Consider the following 21,236-nt stretch of genomic DNA (forward strand, 5'->3'; position numbering starts at 1 on the left):
GACAGGTGGTTACGGCGTAACTATGTTTTAAGAGCCGGGCCCCGGCAGAGGGGCTGTCCGAAAAAAAGGACTGGGTCTTGTGGTGGATTGAGGGGAAAAGCCCCGATTTATGGGCGGTTGCGGGGCAAGGCGTGTTTTCGGCGATAAAAAAGACGAGTCCAATATTTCAGACTCGTCGTTTTTCAGGAGGAAGTGGAATCGACTGTTGGGTGGCTTATCCGCTTCTGGACGTCTTCCACGCCGGGTCGGTCTTCAGGATCTTTTCGGCAACGGGGCAGGAGTCGATGTGTGCCCCTTTCAGGTAGCCGGAACTCATCAGGAATTCATTGACTATTTCTCCGCCGACGAATTTGAAGTGTTTCTTGAACAGCTTGGTCCATTCCTCCTTGCTCAGGGGGTGATGGCTGTCCAGCCAGTTCTTGAAAGAGCCGTATTCCTCTTGCAGGTTCAGGATGATCTGTGCGTTGTGAATAGCGGCTCCGACCTTCAATTTGTTACGGATGATACCGGAATCGCTGAGTAAGCGTGTCCTGTCCTCTTTTCCGTATCCGGCTATGGTGGCGATATCGAACTGGTCGTAGGCCCCACGGAAGTTCGACTGTTTGTTGAGTATGGTCCGCCAGCTCAGGCCGGCCTGATTGATTTCCATGATCAGTCGACCGAAGAGTTCGTTGTCGTCATCGATGGGAAAACCGTATTGCGTGTCGTGATAGACGCGGTCTACGTCGTTTTCGTCCAGAGTCCAGCACAACTCGCAGTAGGATTGGAAATCGGCCATCTGTCCTTCCTTACAGGGATAGGCCGTACTTCTTGAGCAGGCTGTAAAAGTGGGAACGGGACAGCTTGGATGCCTTGAGAATTTTAGCAAGGTCGCCGTTGCATTGGCGAATGAGTTCTCCGAGATAGACCTTTTCCGCCATTCCCTTGAAGTCCCGCAGGGTGGGCAGTTCCTGGTCGAATATGTCCTCGAATATGTCCTGTCCGAGTTTGCGGACCGGTTCGGTGTCCATGGGGTCGCTCGGGCCGGGCGCCGTGGCGTCACCGGTCATGCGTTTTATCTGGGTCTTGGCCACCTGGATTCTGAGATCTCGGGGCAGGTGCATGGCGTAGAGGGTTTTTTCTTCACCGGCAGTGACCACGGCCCGTTCAAGCATGTTGAACAGTTCCCGGACGTTGCCTGGCCAGTCATAGGTTTCCAGCACCGGGAAAAAGTCCGAGCCAAGCGTCTTGGGCGGCATCCCGTATTGCTGGCAAAGCTGGCGCACCCGGAAGATGCATAGCGGCCTAATGTCGTCTGTGCGCTGTGACAGGGGAGGCAGGTGGATGTGCATGGTCTTGAGGCGATAGAACAGGTCGGAGCGGAATTCACTCTGTTCCACCATTTCGCTCAGGTCTCGATTGGTTGCTGCTATCAGTCTGAAATCACTGGTTTGTTCACGAGTGTCGCCCACTGGACGGAAGGTCCGTTCCTGCAGGACGCGCAGAAACGCCTTTTGCATGGAGAGGGGCATTTCCCCTACTTCGTCGAGGAACAGGGTGCCGCCGTCTGCCAGCTTGATCAGGCCGATGCGGTCGGCCTGTGCGCCCGTGAACGCGCCCTTGCGGTGGCCGTAGAGGGTGGATTCCAGCAGGGATTCAGTCAGTCCGGCGCAGTCGACTACGATGAAGTTTTCGGATTTCCTTTTTGAATTTGCATGGATGGTCGACGCAAACAACTCCTTGCCCGTGCCGGTCTGGCCGGTGATGAGCACATTGGAATTCGAGCGGGCCGCTTGGGACAAGAGGTTGTAACTGACCTTGATGTTCGGGCTGTCGCCCACAACGCCGGTCAGGTTGAGGTTCTGGGACGCATCCCGGCCCCGCTTCTCGTCGTGATATTTCAAGGCGCGTCCCAGGGTAAGCGAAATCTCTCGAACACTGGATGGCTTGAGCAGGTAGTCCCAGACGCCGCCCTTGATGGCCAATTCAGCACCGTCGGGATCGCCTTTTCCTGTGAGAATGATCACCTCAGGCGGTTCGGGCAGGGCCATGATATCGGGCAGGATGTCCAGGCCGTTGCCGTCGGGGAGCCGGACGTCGAGGAAGACGACATCGAATTCCACACTGCGAACCATGCGCAATCCTTCGTCCAGTGTGCGGGCTGCGGCACAACGGTGGGTAAGCCGTGTTATCAGGCTTTCCATGGTTTCGCAGACGTCCAGGTCATCATCAATAATGAGTATGTTGGCCACGCTATTCCCCTTCTCGCTTTTCGATCAGCACACTGTAAATGGCTTGGGAAAGATCGTCCTTGTCGTAGGGCTTGATAACCACCTGCCGGATGTTCGGCAAGCCCGCGGCTGCGGTGGTCGCGTCTTCTCGTCCGGAAATCAGGATGACGGGCAGGGACGGTTTCAAGGTGAACAGTCGTTGCGCCAGTTGAGTCCCGCTCATGCCGGGCATGTCGTAATCCGTGATGACCAGATCGAAGGTATCGGGTGTTTCCATCAGTCGGTTGAGTGCATCCTCGGGCCGTTCCAGGGGCGTGACCCTGCATCCCATGGCCTCGAGCAGGCGCGGCGTGGTGGCGAGCTGATCCTGGTCATCTTCCACGAACAGGATGCGAACGTCCAGCAACTGGTTACGATTGATGTCCGTGGCATGGTCGTTCAAATCCTCGCTTCCCTTGGGCAGGTAGATGGTAAAGGAAGTACCGCCGCCTTCACGCTGAGTGACCTTCAGGCCACCCTTGTGGCTCCTGACGATGCCGTGAACCACGGCCAGGCCCAGTCCCGTTCCCTCGGTCTTGTCTTTGGTGGAGAAGAATGGTTCGAATATTTTATCTATGATTTCAGGAGGTATGCCCGGTCCGTTGTCAGCGACTTCCAGCCTGACGTATTCGCCAGGTACCAGCCCGAACAGGTCGGCGTCGTCCTTGCCCAAGAGGGCCTGTTCCAAGCGTACCCCGATGACGCCGCCGATGCCGCGCAGGGCGTGAAAGGCGTTTGTGAACAGGTTCATGGCTACTTGGTGAATCTGGGTCGGGTCCGCATGAACGCAGGCCAAGTCAGGTGCTATATGGGAGCGTATTTCGATATTTCTGGGCATGGAGGATTCCAGAAATCCCAGGGCTTCGGTGATGACCCCGCCCACATCGGTGGCGCGGAATCCTTCGGTGGAGGGACGGCTGAAGGCGAGAATCTGTTTGACCACGCGTCCGCCCCGTCGGGCCGCCTTGAGCACCCTTTGCAAATCCTTGGAGGTCATCGAATCCGGGTCCAGATCGCTGACGGCCAATTCTGTTGAGTTGATGATGGAGGTAAGGATGTTGTTGAAATCATGGGCAATACCTCCAGCCAAGGTGCCGATGGCCTCCATCTTTTGGGATTGCAAAAGCTGCTTTTCCAGGTTGCGTTCCTTGGTGATGTTTTCAGCCGTGCTGAGCACGCCCACGATCTGGCCGGATCGGTCGTTGATGGGTACTTTGTTGACTTCGACCCAGGCCGGGTTCCCGTTGGCATCTATCAATTTGCGCCGGACCTTGCGAAAAGCCTTTTGCCTGTTGAGCACGTCCTTGTCGGCACTCTTGGCCCAGGCCGAGTACTCGGGATCGCGGATGACTTCGCTGGTGGACCTGCTCAGTGGATCGGCCCATTCCCGGAGTCCGAAAAATTCGGTAAAAGCGCGGTTGGTTCCAAGATATTGGCCGTTGGTGTCTTTCCAGGAAACGAGTTGGGGAACGGTATCCATGAGGGTTTGTTGGAATGCCAGCTGATCCTTGATCTTGCGTTCCACCTTCCTTCGTTCGATCATGGCCAGGAGCAGGAAAACAAGAACGAGCAGCAGCAGGGCGAAGCTGACCATGATCGTCCAGAACAGTTCCTTGGGAAGCTCATAGAAGGCCTTGGGCGCGTTGAGGATGCGGCTTCCCTCCGGCAGCGAGTCGATAGTCAGCTTGAGTCTTTGCATCACGTTGTAATCAAAGACGTATTCTCCTGTGTACTCCCGATAGACCGGTATGTCGTCCACGCTTTTTCCGCCCAGTATCTCAAGGGCCATGTTGGCGGTCTGCTGTCCATGCAGGTTCCCTGACAGAACCTTGCCACCCACTGCGCCGTGGGTGATCAGGAATCCCCAGGCAGTGTAAATCGGTACGCTGGAGCGGTTGTAAATGGTCTGCATGACCTCTTCCGCTGTCAGGAAGCGGCCGTTGATGATTTGATAATAAGGGATGAAGAACAGAAACGTGTCTTCGGGCAGGGACTCCACTTTCTCAAGGACCGAGCGCAGGGAGAAATCGATCCAGTATTCCACCTGCAAAGGTTTTTGGTATGATGCAACCTGGTCCCTGATCTGTTGCGTGATGGCTGTGCCCGCAGTGGACGAGTCGCTCACCACCACCATGCGCTGCTTGTCCGAGTGCAGGCGCAGAGCCACGTCCAAGGTGCTGGCAAGGTCGAACCGCTCCACCACGCCGGTCAGGTTGCCCTGATCCAAATCATGGGGTTCGAGATCGTTCACGCCGCAGAAGACCAGGGGCACTCCGGGGAACAGTATATCCCTGTATTGGCTGACGAAGGTAAAGGCGTCGTTGTCGGAAACAATGATGATGTCGAAATGTTCGTGCTTGTATTTCTCCTTGTACAATCGGAGAAGCATGCCTGTGACGTCTTCATAATTGTACCGCTTGGCGTCCATGTACTCGATTTGCAGATCAATTTTGTACTGGCTCTGGTCCAGAACCGAACGCACACCTTCCAAAATGGCATCTGACCACCGGTAGCCGTGGTGATACGAATTCAGGTAGAAGACGGTTTTTTTGGGTTTTTCCGCTCCGGCCTGTGCAGGCAATAGGCAGAAGCAGGTGAGCAGGAGCAGTATCCAGATCTGTTTGCGCATAGTTCCTCGGTTTTGGCATCCATTGTGCAATGGTGATTTTGACTCGTGTTGCTAATGCAAAGGTTGGGCCTTTATGTGCAGAAGTCAAGGCCTTGCCTTCATGGGCTGCACCATCATCGCGTGATCGGAGTGTTGAGGAAATGATATATTTCCGTAACAAGGGTGACAAAATGGTAACTTGTGATTATTATGGTGTATGCAGGTAAGTGTTAATTAAATATCACTTGCCGATAGTGCTAAATTAATTGATTTTTTTATTAGGAGTTTGTCCGGTGGTCAGACATATAGTCATGTGGACGTTGAAAGAGGAAGCGGAAGGCAAAACGGCAGCGGAAAACGGTGCCCGGATGAAAGAAATCCTGGAAGCTCTTGCGGGGCGTATTCAGGGGCTCAGACATATCGAGGTCAGCGTTGATATCGTGGAGGCTGATCCTGAATGCCATGTAGTGCTTTGTTCCGAGCATGATGACGTGGACGCTTTGAATCAGTATCAGGGGCATCCCGAACACCAGGCCTGTGTCAGCTTCGTGAAGAAGGTGGCTGCCAGCCGGAAGGCTGTTGATTACGTGATCTAAAATGGATCGATCGAATATGTTTTGGGGAGGTTACACTTGGGGGTGCGATTCGAAACGAGCGCGGGCGGGAGAAGGAAAGCAGCGCCGAGAAGGATATCGTCAAGGAGAATACCATGTCTATGCGTTTTGATCAGGAGCGAAAGCGGATTATCTGCCGTTGGGAAGAGCCTATCAAGGTCGTGATGAACAAGAAGGAAGGGTTTATCAACCGTTCCCGGATGATCACGGTCAAGGTGAACGACAATGGCAAGTTGAACAGCAAGGATAGGCGGCGTCATGCGGCCCATCCCATGTTTCCGATTATCCGGCGTTTCAACCAGATGCTCAATTCCATCGAGTGTTACCCGCAATGCGAGAACGAACACATGTGTGCGGTCTGCGGTACTGTGCACGGGGTCAGCCCGCACTTCGACACCAAGCGCCAGTCCATTGTCTGGTTGTGTAGGGAACATTTGACGGATTCGCCCAAGCTGGACGCGTAAGTATCGTTCTTCGGGGCAAGGATATCCTGAGCGGGATGTTCGGTCTTTCGTTGAACCAACGCGTCTGAAAAAACAGACAGGTCGGCGTACCCTGAATAATTCAGGGTACGCCGTTTGTTTTTTACCCGGATACTCTTTCTGTCGTACAAATGAAAAGGCCCTGCGCATATGCGCAGGGCCTTTGGTATTTCGTGCGCAGCTTCTACAGGAAGTAGTAGGTGGCTGCCAGGCCTGTGATTGACATGGTGATGGTGTAGGGCAGAGCCAGTACGACCATGCGACCGTAGGAGAGCCTGATGACCGGTGCCAGTGCCGAGGTCAGCAGGAACAGGAAGGCGGCCTGTCCGTTGGGCGTTGCCACGGACGGGATGTTGGTGCCGGTGTTGATGGCGACCGCCAGTTTGTCGAAGTGGATCATGGCCTTGGTGACCGGTTCCTGTGCGGCAGCAGGCAGGGTTGCGATGGTCTCGGCGCGGACAAGGAGGGGGTCGGTCAGTCTCTCCATGAGAGCGATGCCATCGGTGACGCCGGGAATGGTGCCCAGGAGGGTTTCGAAGTGCATCTTGGTTTCCGAGATGTACACGGTCGCAACGAACACGTTGTCCGAGATCATGGAGAGCAGGCCGTTGGCCGAGTAGTACGCAGCGAGCTGGAGTTGGCCTTCCAGGGCGAGCACGAAGTGCATGACCGGGGCGAACAGATGCTGGTCATGGATGACACCGACAATGGCAAAGAAGACGACCAGCAGGGCGGTGAAAGGCAGGGCCTCTTCAAAGGCCGGGCCGAATTGGTGCTCGTCGGTGAAGCCGTTGAAGGCGGTGAGCAGGATGATGACCGACAGACCGATGATGCCGACCTCTGCCAGATGGAATCCCAGAGCCAGGATCAGCCAGATGCCGACCAGTGCCTGGATGATGAGTTTGGCCTTGCCGGCCATTCCACGTTTTTCTTCCATCTCGATGGCGGTTTCCAGCAGGTGCGAGCGGATGTTGCCCGGCATCTGTGCGCCGTATCCGAAGAGGCTGAATTTTTCGACAACAACACAGGTCAGCAGACCGACAACCAGCACGGGCATGGAAACCGGGGCAACCTGCATGAAGAAGGGAACGAAGTGCCAGCCCATTTCTTCGGCGATGAGCAGGTTCTGGGGTTCGCCCACCAGGGTGCAGACGCCGCCGAGTGCCGTTCCTACGGCACCGTGCATCATCAGGTTGCGCAGGAAGGCGCGGAATTCCAGGAGGTCAGTCCGGCTCTGTTCTTTGACCGCATCGTCGGAGCTGAGGTCGTGCGCGGTGCCCATGGGTTGATCCGAGGCAAAGCGGTGATACACATTGTAGAATCCATAGGCCACGGCGATGATGACTGCGGTGACGGTCAGGGCGTCCAGGAAAGCGGACAGGAACGCACCGGCAAAACAGAACAGCAAGGATATGATGACCTTGGAGCTGATCTTTGTCAGGATGCGGGTGAAGGTGAATTGCAGGAAGTCTTTCATGAAGTAAATACCCGCGACCATGAAGATCAACAGCAGGATGACGGGGAAGTTGTTGAGCGCTTCATGATAGACCGTGGCGGGCGAGGTCATCCCCAGGATGACGGCTTCAATGGCCAGCAAACCGCCTGCAGGCAGCGGATAGCATTTGAGGGCCATTGCCAGTGTAAAGATGAATTCGAGGATCAGTACCCAGCCTGCTACGAACGGACCGGCAACGAGCATGAGTATGGGGTTAAGTACAAGGAAGGCCAGAATGGCAACTTTGTACCAGTTGGGTGCTTTACCGAGAAAATTCTTGCCGAAGGCTTGTATCAGTGTTTGAGCCATAGTCTGTGTCTCCTCAAATCAGTGTATTGGTCGTGATGGGCTACTTCGTTGCTTAATCGCCAATAATCATGGTCGGATACATGCCTGCATCCGGTCCTGTCTGGAAGGGTTGAAGGATGTTGAAACATGCGGCTTGCGTCTTCTGGGCATGTCCGCGAGTATTCTCGCTCCCGTCGAAATCCGCACCGTTTTCTTCACGGATATGGTTGATACGGTGTCTGAATGCATCAACGAACGCCTGACCGTCTCCCTTGAAAGTGGCGTTGCCCAAGGACATGTCGGTGGCCTTGGCGAGATCGTCCAGATTCACGCATTGGGTGGCGAGGTCGGCCTGTCTGGTGACATAGCCCCATACTGCCGAATTGTCGGGAATCGTGATCTCTTCCTCGGCATCGATGATGGTGTGCGGCATGATGATGGAGTCGCGCCCGATGGTGATGGGGTACTCTTCGGTGCCGTGGACAAAGGAGTTGAACCCCACGAAGACATTCTTGCCGTTCTTGGTCCAGATGACCTTGCCGCCATGGGCGGTAACGTTGTTGCCTTCGTAAATGGAGTTTTTGATGTAGCAGTTTTCCTGGGCGTTGGAGCCTTTGCCTATGTATGAATTTTCCACGTGGGCGCGCTGCACGATGAGTCCGTTTTCGCCGATCTCGCAGTCGCCCTTTATAACGGCGTATGGTGAAACATAGGTGGATTCAGGAATATGCATGTCCACTTCAGGGGCGCATACCGTTGAGTAGATCGGTACGAAGTCTTCTTTGAACTCGTCTACGTATTCGATGAATTTTCCGGTCAGTTGGCCGTTTTCATCGAGCTTGACATATTGTTCGATCACGCCTTCGGGGAAAACGTAGTTGAACTCGAACAGGTCACCGGATTTAATCCAGACGCGGCCTGGCTCAATGGTCACGCGGGAGAGATCCCCGGCCTGGACGTAGGAGAAATCGCCGAGCACGCAGTTGTGCATGACGGACAGGTCGGCTGTGGCGAACGCGCCGAGATAGACACCTTCGGTAGTGGTGCCGTGGATGTTGGAGTAGTGCATGGCAACGGTGTTCAGGATGCGGAAAACCTCGGGTGTTTCCGGGTTTTTGGAGTTGTTGTGCACCAGGGTCTTGACCAGGAAGCAGTTGATGATGCGGATGACTTCATCGTAGAATAGTTTGGTTTTGACGCCGTTGAATTCCACCATGTCGCCCTTGCGCTTGAGTTCGTCACCGCGCACGTTTGATTTGTACACTACGGAGCGGTCAACCTGTGTTTTGCCGAGAAAATAGGTTCCTGCGAGGTTGGAATTGCTGAATTTGAAGCTGATGGGATGGTCTTCGGTCAATGCGTAGAACGCGTAATAGAGCAGATGGCGCTCTCTTGGGATGGCGTTTTGCAAAATGGGGCGGACGTCAATGCCCATTGGTTTCAAGTTGACGTTTACCCGGGACGTGATGTGATCAAAGAGAGCTTCAAGTTTTTCCATATTTTCACTTTAGGTTTAGGGTTGTGATTTGGAACGGCTGCCGTGCATGGTACACGGCAGCCGATTATATATGTACTTTACTCGGTCCGATGCGTCTAGCCTCCAGTCGGGAGGGTGATGGGCATGCCCATCAGCGGCCAGATGACGAGGACGGCGATGCCCACCACAACCATCAGCAGCAGGGATGCAGGAATGCCCCATCCGAAGAACTCGCCGGTGGTGAACTGTCCGGAATCGTAGGCAATGGCATTGGGCGCCGCACCTACCAGCAGCAGGAAGGGCATACCGGCCATGACCAGGGAAGCGTAAAGGATGACTTCCGGTGCCACGCCGAGGTAGGGCGCGATGACCAGGGCCACGGGCAATGAGATGGCTATGGCCGCCACGTTCATTATGAAGTTGGTCATGATCATGACGAAGAAGGCGATGGACATGACAAAGACGAACCAGTGTGCGTTCTGGAACATGACCAGCCAGTTGACCGCCATCCATTTTGCGGCACCGGTCTCCCAGAGACAGAAGCCGATGGACATGGCTCCGGCAAAGAGCAGGATGATGTTCCACGGGATGTCTTCCAGGTCCTTGAGATCAAGTATCTTGAAGATGAAGAAGAGTACCGAGGAGCACAGGATGATGGCGGTCTTGTCTACTGCCTTGAGGGCCGGCACGAAGGCGCGCAGGGACATGATGATGATGACGACGGCAACGATGATGGCGGCCATGATTTCGTCACGGGTCAGGCTGCCCATTTTGGCGTTGAGTTCGCGGGCTTTTTCGCGCAGGCCGGGAATGCGGTCCTTTTCAGGTTTGCATACGACCATGAAGAAGCCCCAGAGCAGGAAGGTCATGGCCCAGCCGATGGGGGCCATGTAGTAGGTCAGTTCGAAGAAGCCGATGTCCACGTTGACGATTTCCTTGTAGAAACCGATGGCGACAGCACCGCGTGCTGCGCCGAGCAGGGTGACGATGGAACCGGCTCCGGCCACATAGGCCATGCCGATGAACAGCCCCTTGCCGAATTTGGTAGGTCTGTCCCCTTCGCCGTACAAGGCATAGATGGCGAGCAGCAGCGGGTAGATGGTGGCTGCGACCGCCGTATGCGCCATGATGTGCGTCAGGGCGGCGGTGACCACGAACACGCCGAGATAGATCATCGAAGTGCGTTCACCCACGATGTCGAGCATCTTGTAGGCCAACCGTTTGGTCAGGCCGGTTTTTGTGAAAACCAGGCCGATCATGATGGAGGCGAAGATGAACAGGACGGATGGGTCCATGAAGTCCTTGAAGGCTACCTTGGCCGGGCGGATCAGGAACATGACCTGCAGGATGCCGATCATGAGCGAGGTGACGCCGATGGGCACGACCTCGAAGACCCACCATGTGCCTGCCAGCAGGAACACGGCGATGGCGCCCTTGGCTTCCGGCGACAGAGGGAAATGTTCTCCCATGGGGTCGACCGCGTCCGGCCAGGCCGGACTGGAGTAGACTATGGCGAACAACGTTATGCCGGTGAGAAGAAATATTAAACGTTTCCAGTCGAATGCGGGTTTTGCGATGTGTGCAGTCTCCATTATATTATCCTTGTACGACAGGGGCTATTTGCCCAAGGCGCAGGCGCGCATCTGGTTGGTGAGCTCGTTGAAAATGTCCGACAACCTGAGAACTCCGGTTATTGTACCCTTGTCCCGAACGATAAGAGGCTGGGGCGTTCCTACCATATACATATGCAGACCATGTTCAAGGTCATTATTTTCATCTATGTAATGACTTGCCTCGGGAACGTGCATGGCATCGGCGACTTTTATTTCAACGCCTCTGGCACAGATGTTGGACAGGGTGTCGGCCCACAGGTTGAATTCCTTGAATTGCTCGGCAACAACGCGATTGGACAGGATGTCGGTGTCCAGATCTTTTTTGCTGAGTTTTTTGTAGTTGGGTTCCAGAGCAGTGAGAATGTCGGTCATGGTCAGTACGCCGATAAAGTCTCCGCTTCCATCCAGAATGAAGATGTCCCGGTGTTTACCTTCTTTCAAGGCGACAACCGCTTCGCCGAGCGTTGCATCGGCTCCGAGTGTCAGGTAGTCGCCTACCGGGGTCATCAGGTCTTTGACTTTCATCTAGTTCCTCCTCCCGAGAAAAAACTGTTTACTCATGGTGGCGACGTCTGCTCAGCAGAGGGAGCAGGACGTCATGGTAGTCGTAAACGCTGCCGTGAACCGTTGCCTGCCTGGAAACCTAGCCCCAATTCCTCAGGTCGGACAAATGTTCCGACCATGGCGTGCAGTGGGTTCGCATTTCTATAGATAGCAATACAAAGTTTGCGTCAAGAGTTCTATGTGAAATATGGATCAAGAACAATCTGAAACATTATGAAACCATTATTGCCAGCAAGAGTGTTTCGAAGTGAAACATTATGGTACGTTTTCGTCGGGCTAAAAGTAGTTGTGTCCTGGGGTGAGCCTGTGGACGAGGTAGGCTTCCAGCACCGGGTCAACCGCTCCGCAGATGTTGTCTATCACAGTGATTCCTTTGCGTTTCAGGAATTCGTAGACTTCTTTTTCGATGCCGGCGCAGAGGATGGTTTGGATGGTTTCCGATATGATCAGTTTGTACATGGTTTCGGATGACGGTTCATCGAGTTTGACGGTTCGTTCGCTGATCTTGCCCATGACACTGGTTTCCCTGGTGACAGAGACGATGAGCACCTCTGGTGCCAGGTCGAAGCGGGGGGCCAATTCCTTGCCAAGGAGCGGGATAAGTATTTTTTCCATGGTGTTGCCTATTCGATGCCGAAGTGTTTCATCTTGCGCCACAGGGTCGAGCGGCCCCAGCCCAGGAGCGCGGCGGCCTGCGTTTTCCTGCCGTTGGCCTTGACCAGTGCGTCGAGGATCATCTTGCGCTGCACGTCTTCCCATCGTTCAGGGGGGACGGAGCGAACCTCGCCTGGGGTGTGCGGATTCAGGGTCGCGGGCACGGCGAGCTTTTCCGGCAGGTCCGGGCCGTGCAGCATGTAGCCCGGAAGGTGGCGCATTCGGATGACGTTGCTGTCGCAGAAATTGACGGCGTATTCTATCAGGTTCCTGAGTTCGCGAACGTTTCCGGGAAAGGCGTAGGACTTGAGCAGCGTGTCCACGTTCGTGGAGAACCGATCCACTTTTTTCCCGTATCGGGCCTGGAACATCTTCAGGAAGTGATCCTGGAGCAGAAGCAGGTCTTCGCCCCGTTCCCGCAAGGGCGGCAGGTTCAGCCGGATGACGTTGAGCCGGTAGAGAAGGTCTTGGCGGAATCGTTTCCGACGAACTCTTTCTTCCAGATCGTAATGACTGGCGGCCATGATGCGAACGTCTGTGTGGATGACTTTGGTCGACCCCATGGGGCGGACGGTGTGGTCGTCCATGTATGCGAGGAGCTTGGTCTGGAGGGCAAGCGGCAATTCGCCGATTTCCGTGAAAAAGAGGGTTCCGCCGTGGGCCATGCGCAACCGGCCCGGTTTGGCGTGGTCTGCACCGGGCAGGGCATGCTTGGCATGACCGAAGAGTTCGGATTCCAGCAACGGCTCGGGCAGGGCTCCGCAGTTGACTTTTACGAAGGGGCCGTCCCGATCGGACTCGTTATGGATTTCCTCGGCCAGCATGTCCTTGCCTGTGCCGGTTTCGCCGGTGATGAGTACCGGTGAATCGGTCTGGGCAATGGAGGGCGTCATGGCGAAAATCTTGCGCACCTGGGGGCTTCGGCCCACCAGTTCTCCCAGCCCGCTGGCACCGCTGCCTATTTCATCAAGAACGTGGTCGCTGCCGGAGCTCACTGTTTCCACAATGGCTCGAATAGTCCCCTTGTCACCGAGAAGGGGGGCCAACGTGAGATGAACGGGCACTTTTTCCCTGGCCCGGTTGACGATGTTCGTCTCCACGGTATGGGACTGTTTGTCTTTCCATCCTGTCATGATCGGGCAGTCTTTCATGCAGAATTCGCAACGCAGGGCGTGCAGGCACCGGATGCCGAGCACAGTGTTTCTTTCAACTCCGATCAGGGATTCATACCTTTTGTTCACGGCGAGCAGGGTGCCCTTTTTATCCATGATGGCCACCCCCAGCGGGAGGGTGTCGAGCAGCTCGGCCAGTCCACCTTTGCTGGTCAGGTTCGTGATGAGTGCGGCGGGGTCTGCAACGGGCATTCGGCGTCCTTGGTTGTTCGGCATAATTGATTCTCTTGAACCATAATGAAACATGTCATGGAAGACAAGGTTGGCATGTGATCGGGTATGGGATAAAAATATGGATAATCCGGAAGGTCAGATAACTCGGGTTGTTGTGGAAAAATGTCGGATTGTATTGGATGCAGTCTCCTGTCGGGCATTGGCTGGACCAAAGCTGTATCATCGGGCAGACTGTTGCTCGTCTCATGTGATATGTCGGGATATTTGAAACGGTTGAGAACGTGTGTTGAAAGGATGCTGGAGCAGGGGGGCATGCTTCCATGGGGTATGTTGTGAGAGAATCATGTGCGGAATAGGCGGTCTTTTCAGGCCGGGCGGTGAGGGCCTGACCGGCTACCATGAGGCGATACTTGAACGGCTCATGGAAAACATGCACCTGCGCGGTCCCGACGGCTCGGGGCTGACCGTCAGGGGAGAGGTCGGCCTGGCGCATACCCGACTTGCCATCATCGATGTCAACGAACGCGCCGGTCAGCCCATGGAATCTGAAGATTGGGTTCTGTCCTGCAACGGCGAGATTTACAACTACCGGGCCATCAAGGAAGAGCTTGTCGGACGGTACGAATTCAGGACCACCTCGGACACCGAGGTGCTGCTCATGGCCCTGCAGGAGTGGGGCATGGACACGGCCCTCGGAAAGTGCGCCGGGATGTTTGCCTTCCTCGCCTACAATAAGCGGGAGCGGGTGTTGTATGCCGCACGGGATCGGCTGGGTATAAAGCCGCTGCTTATGGCGTTGCTGGATGACGGCACGTTTTGTTTCGCTTCGAGTGCCGGGGCCATTGTCAAGGCCACGCCGGACATTGACTGGCAGGTCTTCAAACCCGCCCTGGCATCATTTTTCGTCCTCGGCGCGCCCTTTACCCGAACCACGGTCTATGACCGGATAGAGCGGGTCAGCCCCGCCCATTATGTGCGCTGCCTGCCGGACGGCACTTTCGAGACGGTCAAGTACTGGGAGCCTCGATACCGGCCGGGTTTTACCATGGACGACATGGTCTCCGTGGTCCGGGAGTATCAGGTTTCGGACGTGAAATCGGCCTTGTTCCTGAGCGGCGGGGTGGATTCCACCTTTCTGGCGGCAGCCATGGACAGCCTGGATTGTTTTCATCTGACTTCGCCGGAAACCCGGTACGCGAAAAACGCGGCAAAGGTCTTTGGCCGGAAATTTGTCTGCGTCACGCCGGATCTTGCCGACTACGAGACCGATGTCGAGCGGGTCATCGGTCTGCACGGCGAACCGCTGATGAGTTGCGGCATTCCCAATTCCGTGACCAGGGAGCTTCATGCAAAAGGGTATAAAATGGCCATCAGCGCCAACGGGGCCGATGAGCTGTTTCACGGATATTACCGGACGCTGTCACCTGAATATACACCGGATTATCTGCCTTTTCATGAACGGCGGACCTACAGGTTCCTGAATCAGCAGTTGGCGCATCTTTTTCGAAACAGTGACCATTTCCGTATTGAGGAACTGCAGGGGTATATCCCCACGCTCCGGGAGATCGGCAATGAAATCCTGGACAAGCTCTCCCTGCCGGATTTTTCCGTTTCGGCCAACCATCGCTGGCTGGAGCTGATGACCTATGTTCTTTTTGATCTGAACCCCACCCTTGACGCCGCCTCCATGGCCAACAGCGTCGAGGTCCGTGTGCCGTTCCTGGATCACCGTATCGTGGAGGGCGTCCTGTCCTGGCCTGCCGAGCGGTTGATAACAACCAAGTACGGACGCAAGTCGCCCATGAAGGAGTATCTGGCGCAATACTTTCCCATGGCCTTTTTCAACAGGCCCAAGCTCGGATTCAGTATCTTCAGTGATCTGCTTGGAGATATCGAGGTCTTGGGCACAAAGGCCCTGGCCGCTGGAATGGAAACGGGGTTCATTACTGTCCAAGGCAAGGGTGAAGATGGAAATGCGCGTGACAGGAAATACCTTGGGCTATGTTGTTTTTCGTATGAAAAGTGGAAACAGTCTCTCAATTATGTATAAGGTCGGCTGATGCATGAAGTAGCACTGATCGGAGGTTTTTCGTCGAGCGGGTCGGCGTTGCTCATGCATTTGCTGAGCAGGGAGAAGGGTCATCCCTGTCTGCCTGAGACCTGGTTGTTTGCCCTCGGCCAGTACCTGTTGGATTATAGTGGTCTTGATTACAAGTGCGAGGATTTGCGTTTGTCTCTTCTCAGGTTGGACACCAGGGCGAAGTTGCAAGAAGCCCCTGGGATGGAGCATAAGGCTGTTGACGAGATTCTTTCTGCCTACCGGGACTCATTTGCTTTTGCGCAGGACAGGTTGAGTGTGCCGGAATGTCTGTTCATTGAAAAAGCACCTGAGAACGTGTTTGCCTTCGACGTATATCTGGCACGGTACCCCGAAGCCAGGGTGGTGGTCACGAGTCGGGATTCCCTCGGGGTGCTCCAATCGCTGATGCGGCGGGGTATTTCAATGCATGATGCCTGTCTCATTTGGTTCGGGCATGCGTATGCCGTTTGCGAGTTGATGCGCAAAAATCCTAATCTGGTTTTCCATTGTCCATACTCGCTGCTGACGGCGGACTCCTTTTTTGATGACCAGCTTTCCCCCATTCCCCATGTCCCAGGCTCTTTGTTGACGCGGACTCTTCTCTCCAGACATGTCATGTGTGCGACCGGGTGTTGATATGCTGAAGTCGCCAATGTTCTTTTCTGTCCTAAAAAAGTGCGCCTGGCTTTTTGAGCGGTTCCTTCCCGCTTGTTGGTATCGTCCGCTGTATCGTTGGTGTCGGGATTTCTACGACAGCGTGATCATGGGGCAGACGCCCGATATGTCACCTTGTTGTTACCATACGCCGCCGGACGCAGAAGCGTACTCGCTCCATGAGACGGTCCCGTCTCCCGAAGTGGTGCCTGTGCCCAGGCCCGATCATGCTGTTGCAAGAGCTCTCGCTGCTCCCACGGGACCGATGGTCCTATGCGAAGGCACCCTGTTTACTCCGGAAGTGCCGTTCGGTATCGACCGTGTTCGAATCAAGGCTTTGCTCAAGCCGGTCCGTACCCGATGTGAGTTGGTCATCTGTTGTGCCTTCAAGGGGCGTCATGACATCCTTGAACGGGTTATCCACGAATCCCTTGCAGGTCGGAGCGGGCAGGGTGTTCGCTGGATGCTTGCCGGGAGCACGGAGGAGGATGTCCAGTTCATTAAAATGGTGGCTGCCAGAACCAACAAGGTGGCCGGTTTCGTCTGCGATAACGCTCCTCTCGGGCGGAAGTGGCAGACTTGCGTGGAGTATGCTTATCATTATTATGACGCCAAGCTGTATGCCATTACCGGCAGTGATGATATCCTGTCAGGGAAGCTGCTTGAGTATGTTCTCGGAAAATATGCCTCGAATATGGCGTTGTTAAGTGAATTCGCGCCCGACTTGTATTGCGCCAACGAGTGGATCGTCTACAGCGCAGCAGGTCGGTACGATCCCATGCTCCTGCGGTGTGCGTACAAATACGAAACAGCCTTTCAGCCTTTGGGCGCAGGGCGATTCTATTCCAGAAGATGCCTGGACAAGCTCGATGCGCATCTTTTCGACAGCTCCAGAGTGAGGGGGCTGGATACGTATGGTTTTGCCGCACTCAAGGCAATGGGAGGGAGGATCGAGTATTATGCCGTGGAGGACGGCCCCATAGTGAGCGTCAAGGGAGCATGGGAGCAACTCAATTCCCTGGACGCCTTTTTCAAGGTAGAGACTCTGAGTCTCAACGAGTTTTCGTTCAAGGGATATCCGCTGCTGAAGGAATCGTTGCATGGCACTACGTTCAAGTATCTTTTCAAGCCGACCAACCTGGGTTTCCAGTTGTTCGATTGAGAATAAGAACAGCAGGGAGTATAGGCTGTTGGCATGCTGCATCTGACCAAGACATTGTTCGACTACAGGGAGGCCGCAGGCGTCCTTGCCAGGGTCAACCTGAAGACCACCGTGGCCACCACCCGGTTGGGGTGGTTGTGGTGGATATTCGACCCGCTGGTCATGATGGGCATTTATTATTTCATGGTGAAGATCGTTTTCGACAGGGGAGGGGATGGGTATCATCTCTTTGCCCTGACCGGCATCGTTTCCTGGCAGTACTTTGCAAAGACCATCCAGTTGACTGCCACGACCCTGCACCGGAACAAGCAGTTGTTGACCCATACCAAGGTCCCGCTGGAGGTGTTCACGGTTGTTCCGCTCTTGATCCAGACGTTTTTTGCCCTGATCGGGTATGGAATCATCGTGGTCTGGAATGCCCAGGGGATGACCGTCAACGTTCTGTATCTGTTTCCGATTCTGTTCGTCATGGGGCTTTTCGCCATGGCCTTCGGCGCTATCATGTCCATCTGTGTGGTTTTTTTGCCCGATGCCAGCAAGTTCATCGATTACGGTCTGCGGGCCGGATTTTTTATTACCCCTATTCTCTATCCTGCGTCGAGGATTGCCGAGAGCGGGAGAATCCCCGAACTGATGAAGGATATCCTGGCCCTGAATCCGATGATGTGGGCCATTACCCAGTTGCGCAACGTCATTCTCTACCGGACTCCGCTCGATCTCGGCAGTTTTGTCCTATGGCTGGTCGCCGGAATGATCGCGCTCCAGTTGGCCATGGTTGTGTTGCGCATGAATCGTCAAAACGTCATGAAACATTTGTAATATGCCTGAAATGCCGATGAAATCCGCCGTACTCCGCGAGGGAGAACAGATGCGGCTGCAAGATGTGGCCTTGTTTTTTCGGCGCAGTGGCCGTTTTGCTTTCGGGCGCAACAAGCAATTGCGGAAATCCCGTAATTTCTGGGCCCTGCGTGGCATCAATCTGTCGCTGTACCAGGGCGAGTCCCTCGGGCTGGTCGGTCGTAACGGCTCTGGCAAGAGCACGTTGTCCAGAGTCTGCGCCGGGGTGCTCGTACCGGACCGTGGGCGTGTGCAAAGCAACGGGTCCGTGCATCTCCTCGCCCTTGGTGTCGGGTTCCGGCCGGAATTGACCGGCAGGGAAAACGTTCTTGTCAGCGGGATTCTTCTCGGCCTGTCGAGGCGGGAGGTTCTGGAACAGATGGACGCCATCGAGGCGTTCGCCCAACTCGGAGATTTCATGGACGAACCGTTGGGCACCTATTCCAGCGGTATGCGCAGTCGCCTCGGGTTTGCCGTGTCAACGGCCATACGGCCGGATACGCTTATCCTGGATGAAGTCCTGTCTACTGGAGACGAGTCGTTCCGGTTGCGGGCCGAGGCGCGTATGGAAGAACTGCGGGCCGAGTCCGGCGCGGTCATGGTGGTTTCGCATAATGTCGGGCAGGTGAAGCGACTGTGTTCGCGTGCTCTCTGGCTTGAGCAGGGCACGGTCCTGATGGACGGGAAAGCGGATCAGGTGCTCGACGCATACTCCGACTTCTGCACCGGTCCGGAAGGCTGGCTGAAGAGCCATCCGGAGCTGCTGGAACGTATCAACTCCTCCGGTGACCTGGGGTGACCGTGCGGTGCGGGGTGATGACGTGACGCACACCATGACCGGAATCTCCAACGCCATTGTTTTGGGCGTACATTCCTTTGCCACGCCACATTACAAGACAGGTATCCAGTTTATTGCCGAAGGGCTGGCCCGCAGGGGGGTGTCCGTGGATTACGTGTCCGTGCCGTCTTCGCCTTTTGATGTGTTCGGCAAGGAGCGCCGCCGTCGCATGGGGCGGGTCTGGGGGCGCATGGGACGTTCGCCCGTGCTTCATCCTGAAAAAAGGCTGTACGAATTCGCCTTTCCTGCACTCTTTCCCGTGCACCGGCTTTTCGTGCCCGGCTCCTTCATGCTTGGCGCAGTGAGCGGATCGGCGTCTGGCTGGTTCGCCTCCCGGCGATACGATTTGTGTGTGCATGACGTCGGGCCGACCATGGTCTACATGCCTTTGGTGCAGGCACAGCGCCACATCCTGCGTTTGAACGACGCACCCCGTGGGATGGACGACTTGCCCGGCTCGCTGGTTCGTGATCTGGAGCATCGGTTGGGCCAGGGATTTTACGACCGAGTATGGGCGGTTTCCGAGCCTTTGGCGGCCCATGCGCAGCGGCTTGCGCCGGATACGCCTGTGGATTGCATTCCCAACGGCTTCGATGCCGAGCTGTTCGGTTGCCCGGCAGACAGGACGGGGCGTAAACCCGGCACCAGGGCCGTATATCTCGGCAACCGGACCGCATGGCTCGACGTGCAGCTCCTCCGGCAGGCCGCCGCATTGCTGCCCGATTGGGAATTTAATTGTGTCGGCGCGGGGTTCGCAGGAGAGTCGGATCGGGATAACCTTCGGTTCCTGCCACCCGTTTCCCATACGGAAGTCCCTGAGTTGCTTGCCGGATATGATGTCGGTCTGCTGCCGTATCGGGACGACGCCGCGCACATGGCCTGCGTCCGGCGGCCGCTCAAGTTTTATGAGTATGTGGCTGCCGGGTTGGGGGTGGCCTGTGCCGACGTCGGCGGGTTGCGCAAGGGACTGGAGGGCTGGGCTTTGTTCGGTACGACACCCGAGGAATTCGCCGGGGCCGTGGTCGGGAGCGAACAGGCGATCAGGGCGGTGCCGCCGGAAAGACGTGCGGCGTTCCTGAAGGACAATGCATGGAACGTCAGGCTGGACCAGATGTTCGGAACGCTGAATATGGTCAGGGCCGAAGGTTGAGAACTGCTGTTTCGTAGATTTTGCTGACGGTTTGAGCTGTTCGGTCGATGGTGAACTCCGCTTCCAATCGGGTGCGGGCCGCCTGTCCGAATCGGGCCCCCATGCCCGGGCTGCAGGTGATTTCCTGGATGGCTCGGGCCAGTGATTCCGGGTCTGTCGGGGGCACGACCCTGCCTGTCACGCCGTCTTCATTGACCCAGCCGGTCCCGGAACCGGGAATGGCGGTGGAGATCAGGGGTAGGCCGTAGCGCATGGCTTCCAGCAGGCTCACGCCAAAGGCCTCGCCCCGGTCCACGGACGGCAGGCAGAACAGGGTCGCCTGTTGCAGGAGGCGGTGCAGGGTTTCATCCGGGACTGCGCCGGGCAGGCGTACACGGTCGGTCAGGCCGAGTCGGTCGACTTCGCGCTGAATGCCCGAACGTTCGGGGCCTTCGCCGACAATGACAAAATCAGCCGCCGAAACCCGGGATGCTGCACGGACAAGATGCTGGAACCCTTTGTAAAAGGTGAATCTTCCTACGCCGAGGACTAACGGTCGCTCCGGTTTAGGGCAGTCCGGGACCAGGGTGTACCGGCTCAGATCGAGGCCTAGCGGGACAACAGTGCATTTGCGTTGCCAGCGGGCCAGGGAAAGACTCGATTCCAGGTAGGGAGGAGACGTGGCCATCACCCGGCAGGCCTTGGCCAGACAGCGTTGCTCAAAATAACGGTAGAGTGGATAGAGGGCGCGAAGGCTCCGGTTGGTGCTGTCCTGGACATCGGCATGCCAGTGGATGACCAGCGGGATGTCCGCGGGGAGCAGCGCGCCGAACAGGACCATCGGATTGGGCAGGTGGAGGTGGATGATCTCGGGGCGTGTGCGCCTGATGATTTTTTGCAGGTGCAGGGGAAGGACAGGTGAAAAGGGAGCAAAGGCCGCAGTGAACAGGATCGGGAGCCGGGTGGTGGTGACGCCTTGATCCAGATCGGTTTGCATGGGGGCGTCTGATTCGGCCTGATGACAGAGGATGCTGACGTCATGGCCCTGCCGGACCTGTTCCGCAGCCAGGTCCCTGACAAAGGTTTCGACCCCGCCCCTGACCGGGGGGGCGTATTTGCTGATGTGCAGGATGCGCATTTCAATTC

General features: G+C 56.0%; 18 protein-coding genes. 8 read left to right on the forward strand and 10 right to left on the reverse strand.

What is annotated here, in order from left to right:
• Positions 1-214 precede the first annotated feature (214 nt).
• Genes DWB63_RS10600 through DWB63_RS10610 form a run of 3 tightly spaced genes read right to left on the reverse strand, consistent with a single transcriptional unit; the run spans position 215 to position 4,878 of the window.
• Positions 215-778, reverse strand: coding sequence for a DNA-3-methyladenine glycosylase I (locus tag DWB63_RS10600; protein ID WP_128328813.1), 564 nt, complete (start codon positions 776-778; stop codon positions 215-217).
• Between the two features lie 10 nt (positions 779-788).
• Positions 789-2,231: a sigma-54 dependent transcriptional regulator gene (locus DWB63_RS10605; protein WP_128328814.1), complete on the reverse strand. Its 1,443-nt coding sequence runs from the start codon at positions 2,229-2,231 to the stop codon at positions 789-791.
• A gap of 1 nt (position 2,232) precedes the next feature.
• Positions 2,233-4,878 (reverse strand): ABC transporter substrate binding protein, encoded by a 2,646-nt coding sequence (locus DWB63_RS10610; RefSeq protein ID WP_128328815.1) that lies wholly within the window; start codon positions 4,876-4,878, stop codon positions 2,233-2,235.
• A 272-nt stretch (positions 4,879-5,150) separates the two neighbouring features.
• Between DWB63_RS10610 and DWB63_RS10615 the strand changes: the two genes are divergently transcribed.
• A complete protein-coding gene (locus tag DWB63_RS10615) occupies positions 5,151-5,453 on the forward strand; it encodes a Dabb family protein (protein WP_128328816.1) in 303 nt (100 codons plus the stop codon).
• Positions 5,454-5,566: 113 nt separating this feature from the next.
• Positions 5,567-5,935 (forward strand): hypothetical protein, encoded by a 369-nt coding sequence (locus tag DWB63_RS10620; RefSeq protein WP_128328817.1) that lies wholly within the window; start codon positions 5,567-5,569, stop codon positions 5,933-5,935.
• 202 nt (positions 5,936-6,137) lie between these two features.
• Here DWB63_RS10620 and nhaB read toward each other — a convergent pair whose 3' ends face one another.
• From nhaB to DWB63_RS10650, 6 genes are all read right to left on the reverse strand, one after another.
• Complete coding sequence (gene nhaB, locus DWB63_RS10625) at positions 6,138-7,757, reverse strand: sodium/proton antiporter NhaB (RefSeq protein WP_128328818.1); 1,620 nt, start codon at positions 7,755-7,757, stop codon at positions 6,138-6,140.
• A gap of 52 nt (positions 7,758-7,809) precedes the next feature.
• Positions 7,810-9,234, reverse strand: a complete 1,425-nt coding sequence (locus tag DWB63_RS10630) for a transferase (RefSeq protein ID WP_128328819.1) — start codon at positions 9,232-9,234, stop codon at positions 7,810-7,812.
• A gap of 95 nt (positions 9,235-9,329) precedes the next feature.
• Positions 9,330-10,805, reverse strand: coding sequence for an SLC13 family permease (locus DWB63_RS10635; RefSeq protein WP_128328820.1), 1,476 nt, complete (start codon positions 10,803-10,805; stop codon positions 9,330-9,332).
• Positions 10,806-10,829: 24 nt separating this feature from the next.
• Complete coding sequence (locus DWB63_RS10640) at positions 10,830-11,351, reverse strand: CBS domain-containing protein (RefSeq protein ID WP_128328821.1); 522 nt, start codon at positions 11,349-11,351, stop codon at positions 10,830-10,832.
• A 315-nt stretch (positions 11,352-11,666) separates the two neighbouring features.
• Positions 11,667-12,005: a NifB/NifX family molybdenum-iron cluster-binding protein gene (locus tag DWB63_RS10645; RefSeq protein WP_128328822.1), complete on the reverse strand. Its 339-nt coding sequence runs from the start codon at positions 12,003-12,005 to the stop codon at positions 11,667-11,669.
• Between the two features lie 8 nt (positions 12,006-12,013).
• Positions 12,014-13,408 carry a sigma 54-interacting transcriptional regulator gene (locus DWB63_RS10650; protein ID WP_128328823.1) on the reverse strand — a complete coding sequence of 465 codons (1,395 nt, stop codon included), beginning with the start codon at positions 13,406-13,408 and terminating at the stop codon, positions 12,014-12,016.
• A gap of 325 nt (positions 13,409-13,733) precedes the next feature.
• Here DWB63_RS10650 and asnB point away from each other — a divergent pair, with 325 nt between their 5' ends.
• The 6 genes from asnB to DWB63_RS10680 all read left to right on the forward strand — a co-directional run bounded on the left by asnB (position 13,734) and on the right by DWB63_RS10680 (position 20,111).
• A complete protein-coding gene (gene asnB / locus DWB63_RS10655; protein WP_128328824.1) occupies positions 13,734-15,440 on the forward strand; it encodes an asparagine synthase (glutamine-hydrolyzing) in 1,707 nt (568 codons plus the stop codon).
• A gap of 9 nt (positions 15,441-15,449) precedes the next feature.
• Positions 15,450-16,106 (forward strand): sulfotransferase, encoded by a 657-nt coding sequence (locus tag DWB63_RS10660; protein WP_128328825.1) that lies wholly within the window; start codon positions 15,450-15,452, stop codon positions 16,104-16,106.
• Between the two features lie 145 nt (positions 16,107-16,251).
• Positions 16,252-17,286, forward strand: a complete 1,035-nt coding sequence (locus DWB63_RS10665; protein ID WP_128328826.1) for a hypothetical protein — start codon at positions 16,252-16,254, stop codon at positions 17,284-17,286.
• 33 nt (positions 17,287-17,319) lie between these two features.
• Positions 17,320-18,105 carry an ABC transporter permease gene (locus tag DWB63_RS10670; protein ID WP_128328827.1) on the forward strand — a complete coding sequence of 262 codons (786 nt, stop codon included), beginning with the start codon at positions 17,320-17,322 and terminating at the stop codon, positions 18,103-18,105.
• 10 nt (positions 18,106-18,115) lie between these two features.
• Positions 18,116-18,922, forward strand: coding sequence for an ABC transporter ATP-binding protein (locus DWB63_RS10675; RefSeq protein WP_164879849.1), 807 nt, complete (start codon positions 18,116-18,118; stop codon positions 18,920-18,922).
• Between the two features lie 34 nt (positions 18,923-18,956).
• Positions 18,957-20,111 carry a glycosyltransferase gene (locus DWB63_RS10680; RefSeq protein ID WP_128328829.1) on the forward strand — a complete coding sequence of 385 codons (1,155 nt, stop codon included), beginning with the start codon at positions 18,957-18,959 and terminating at the stop codon, positions 20,109-20,111.
• Here the strand turns inward: DWB63_RS10680 and DWB63_RS10685 are convergent.
• The gene (locus DWB63_RS10685; protein ID WP_164879850.1) at positions 20,095-21,228 is read right to left on the reverse strand and encodes a glycosyltransferase; all 1,134 of its coding nucleotides are present in this window, start codon (positions 21,226-21,228) and stop codon (positions 20,095-20,097) included. The genes DWB63_RS10680 and DWB63_RS10685 overlap by 17 nt on opposite strands.
• Positions 21,229-21,236: the final 8 nt, after the last annotated feature.

Source organism: Pseudodesulfovibrio sp. S3, assembly GCF_004025585.1.
In the GTDB taxonomy this organism is placed as follows: domain Bacteria; phylum Desulfobacterota; class Desulfovibrionia; order Desulfovibrionales; family Desulfovibrionaceae; genus Pseudodesulfovibrio.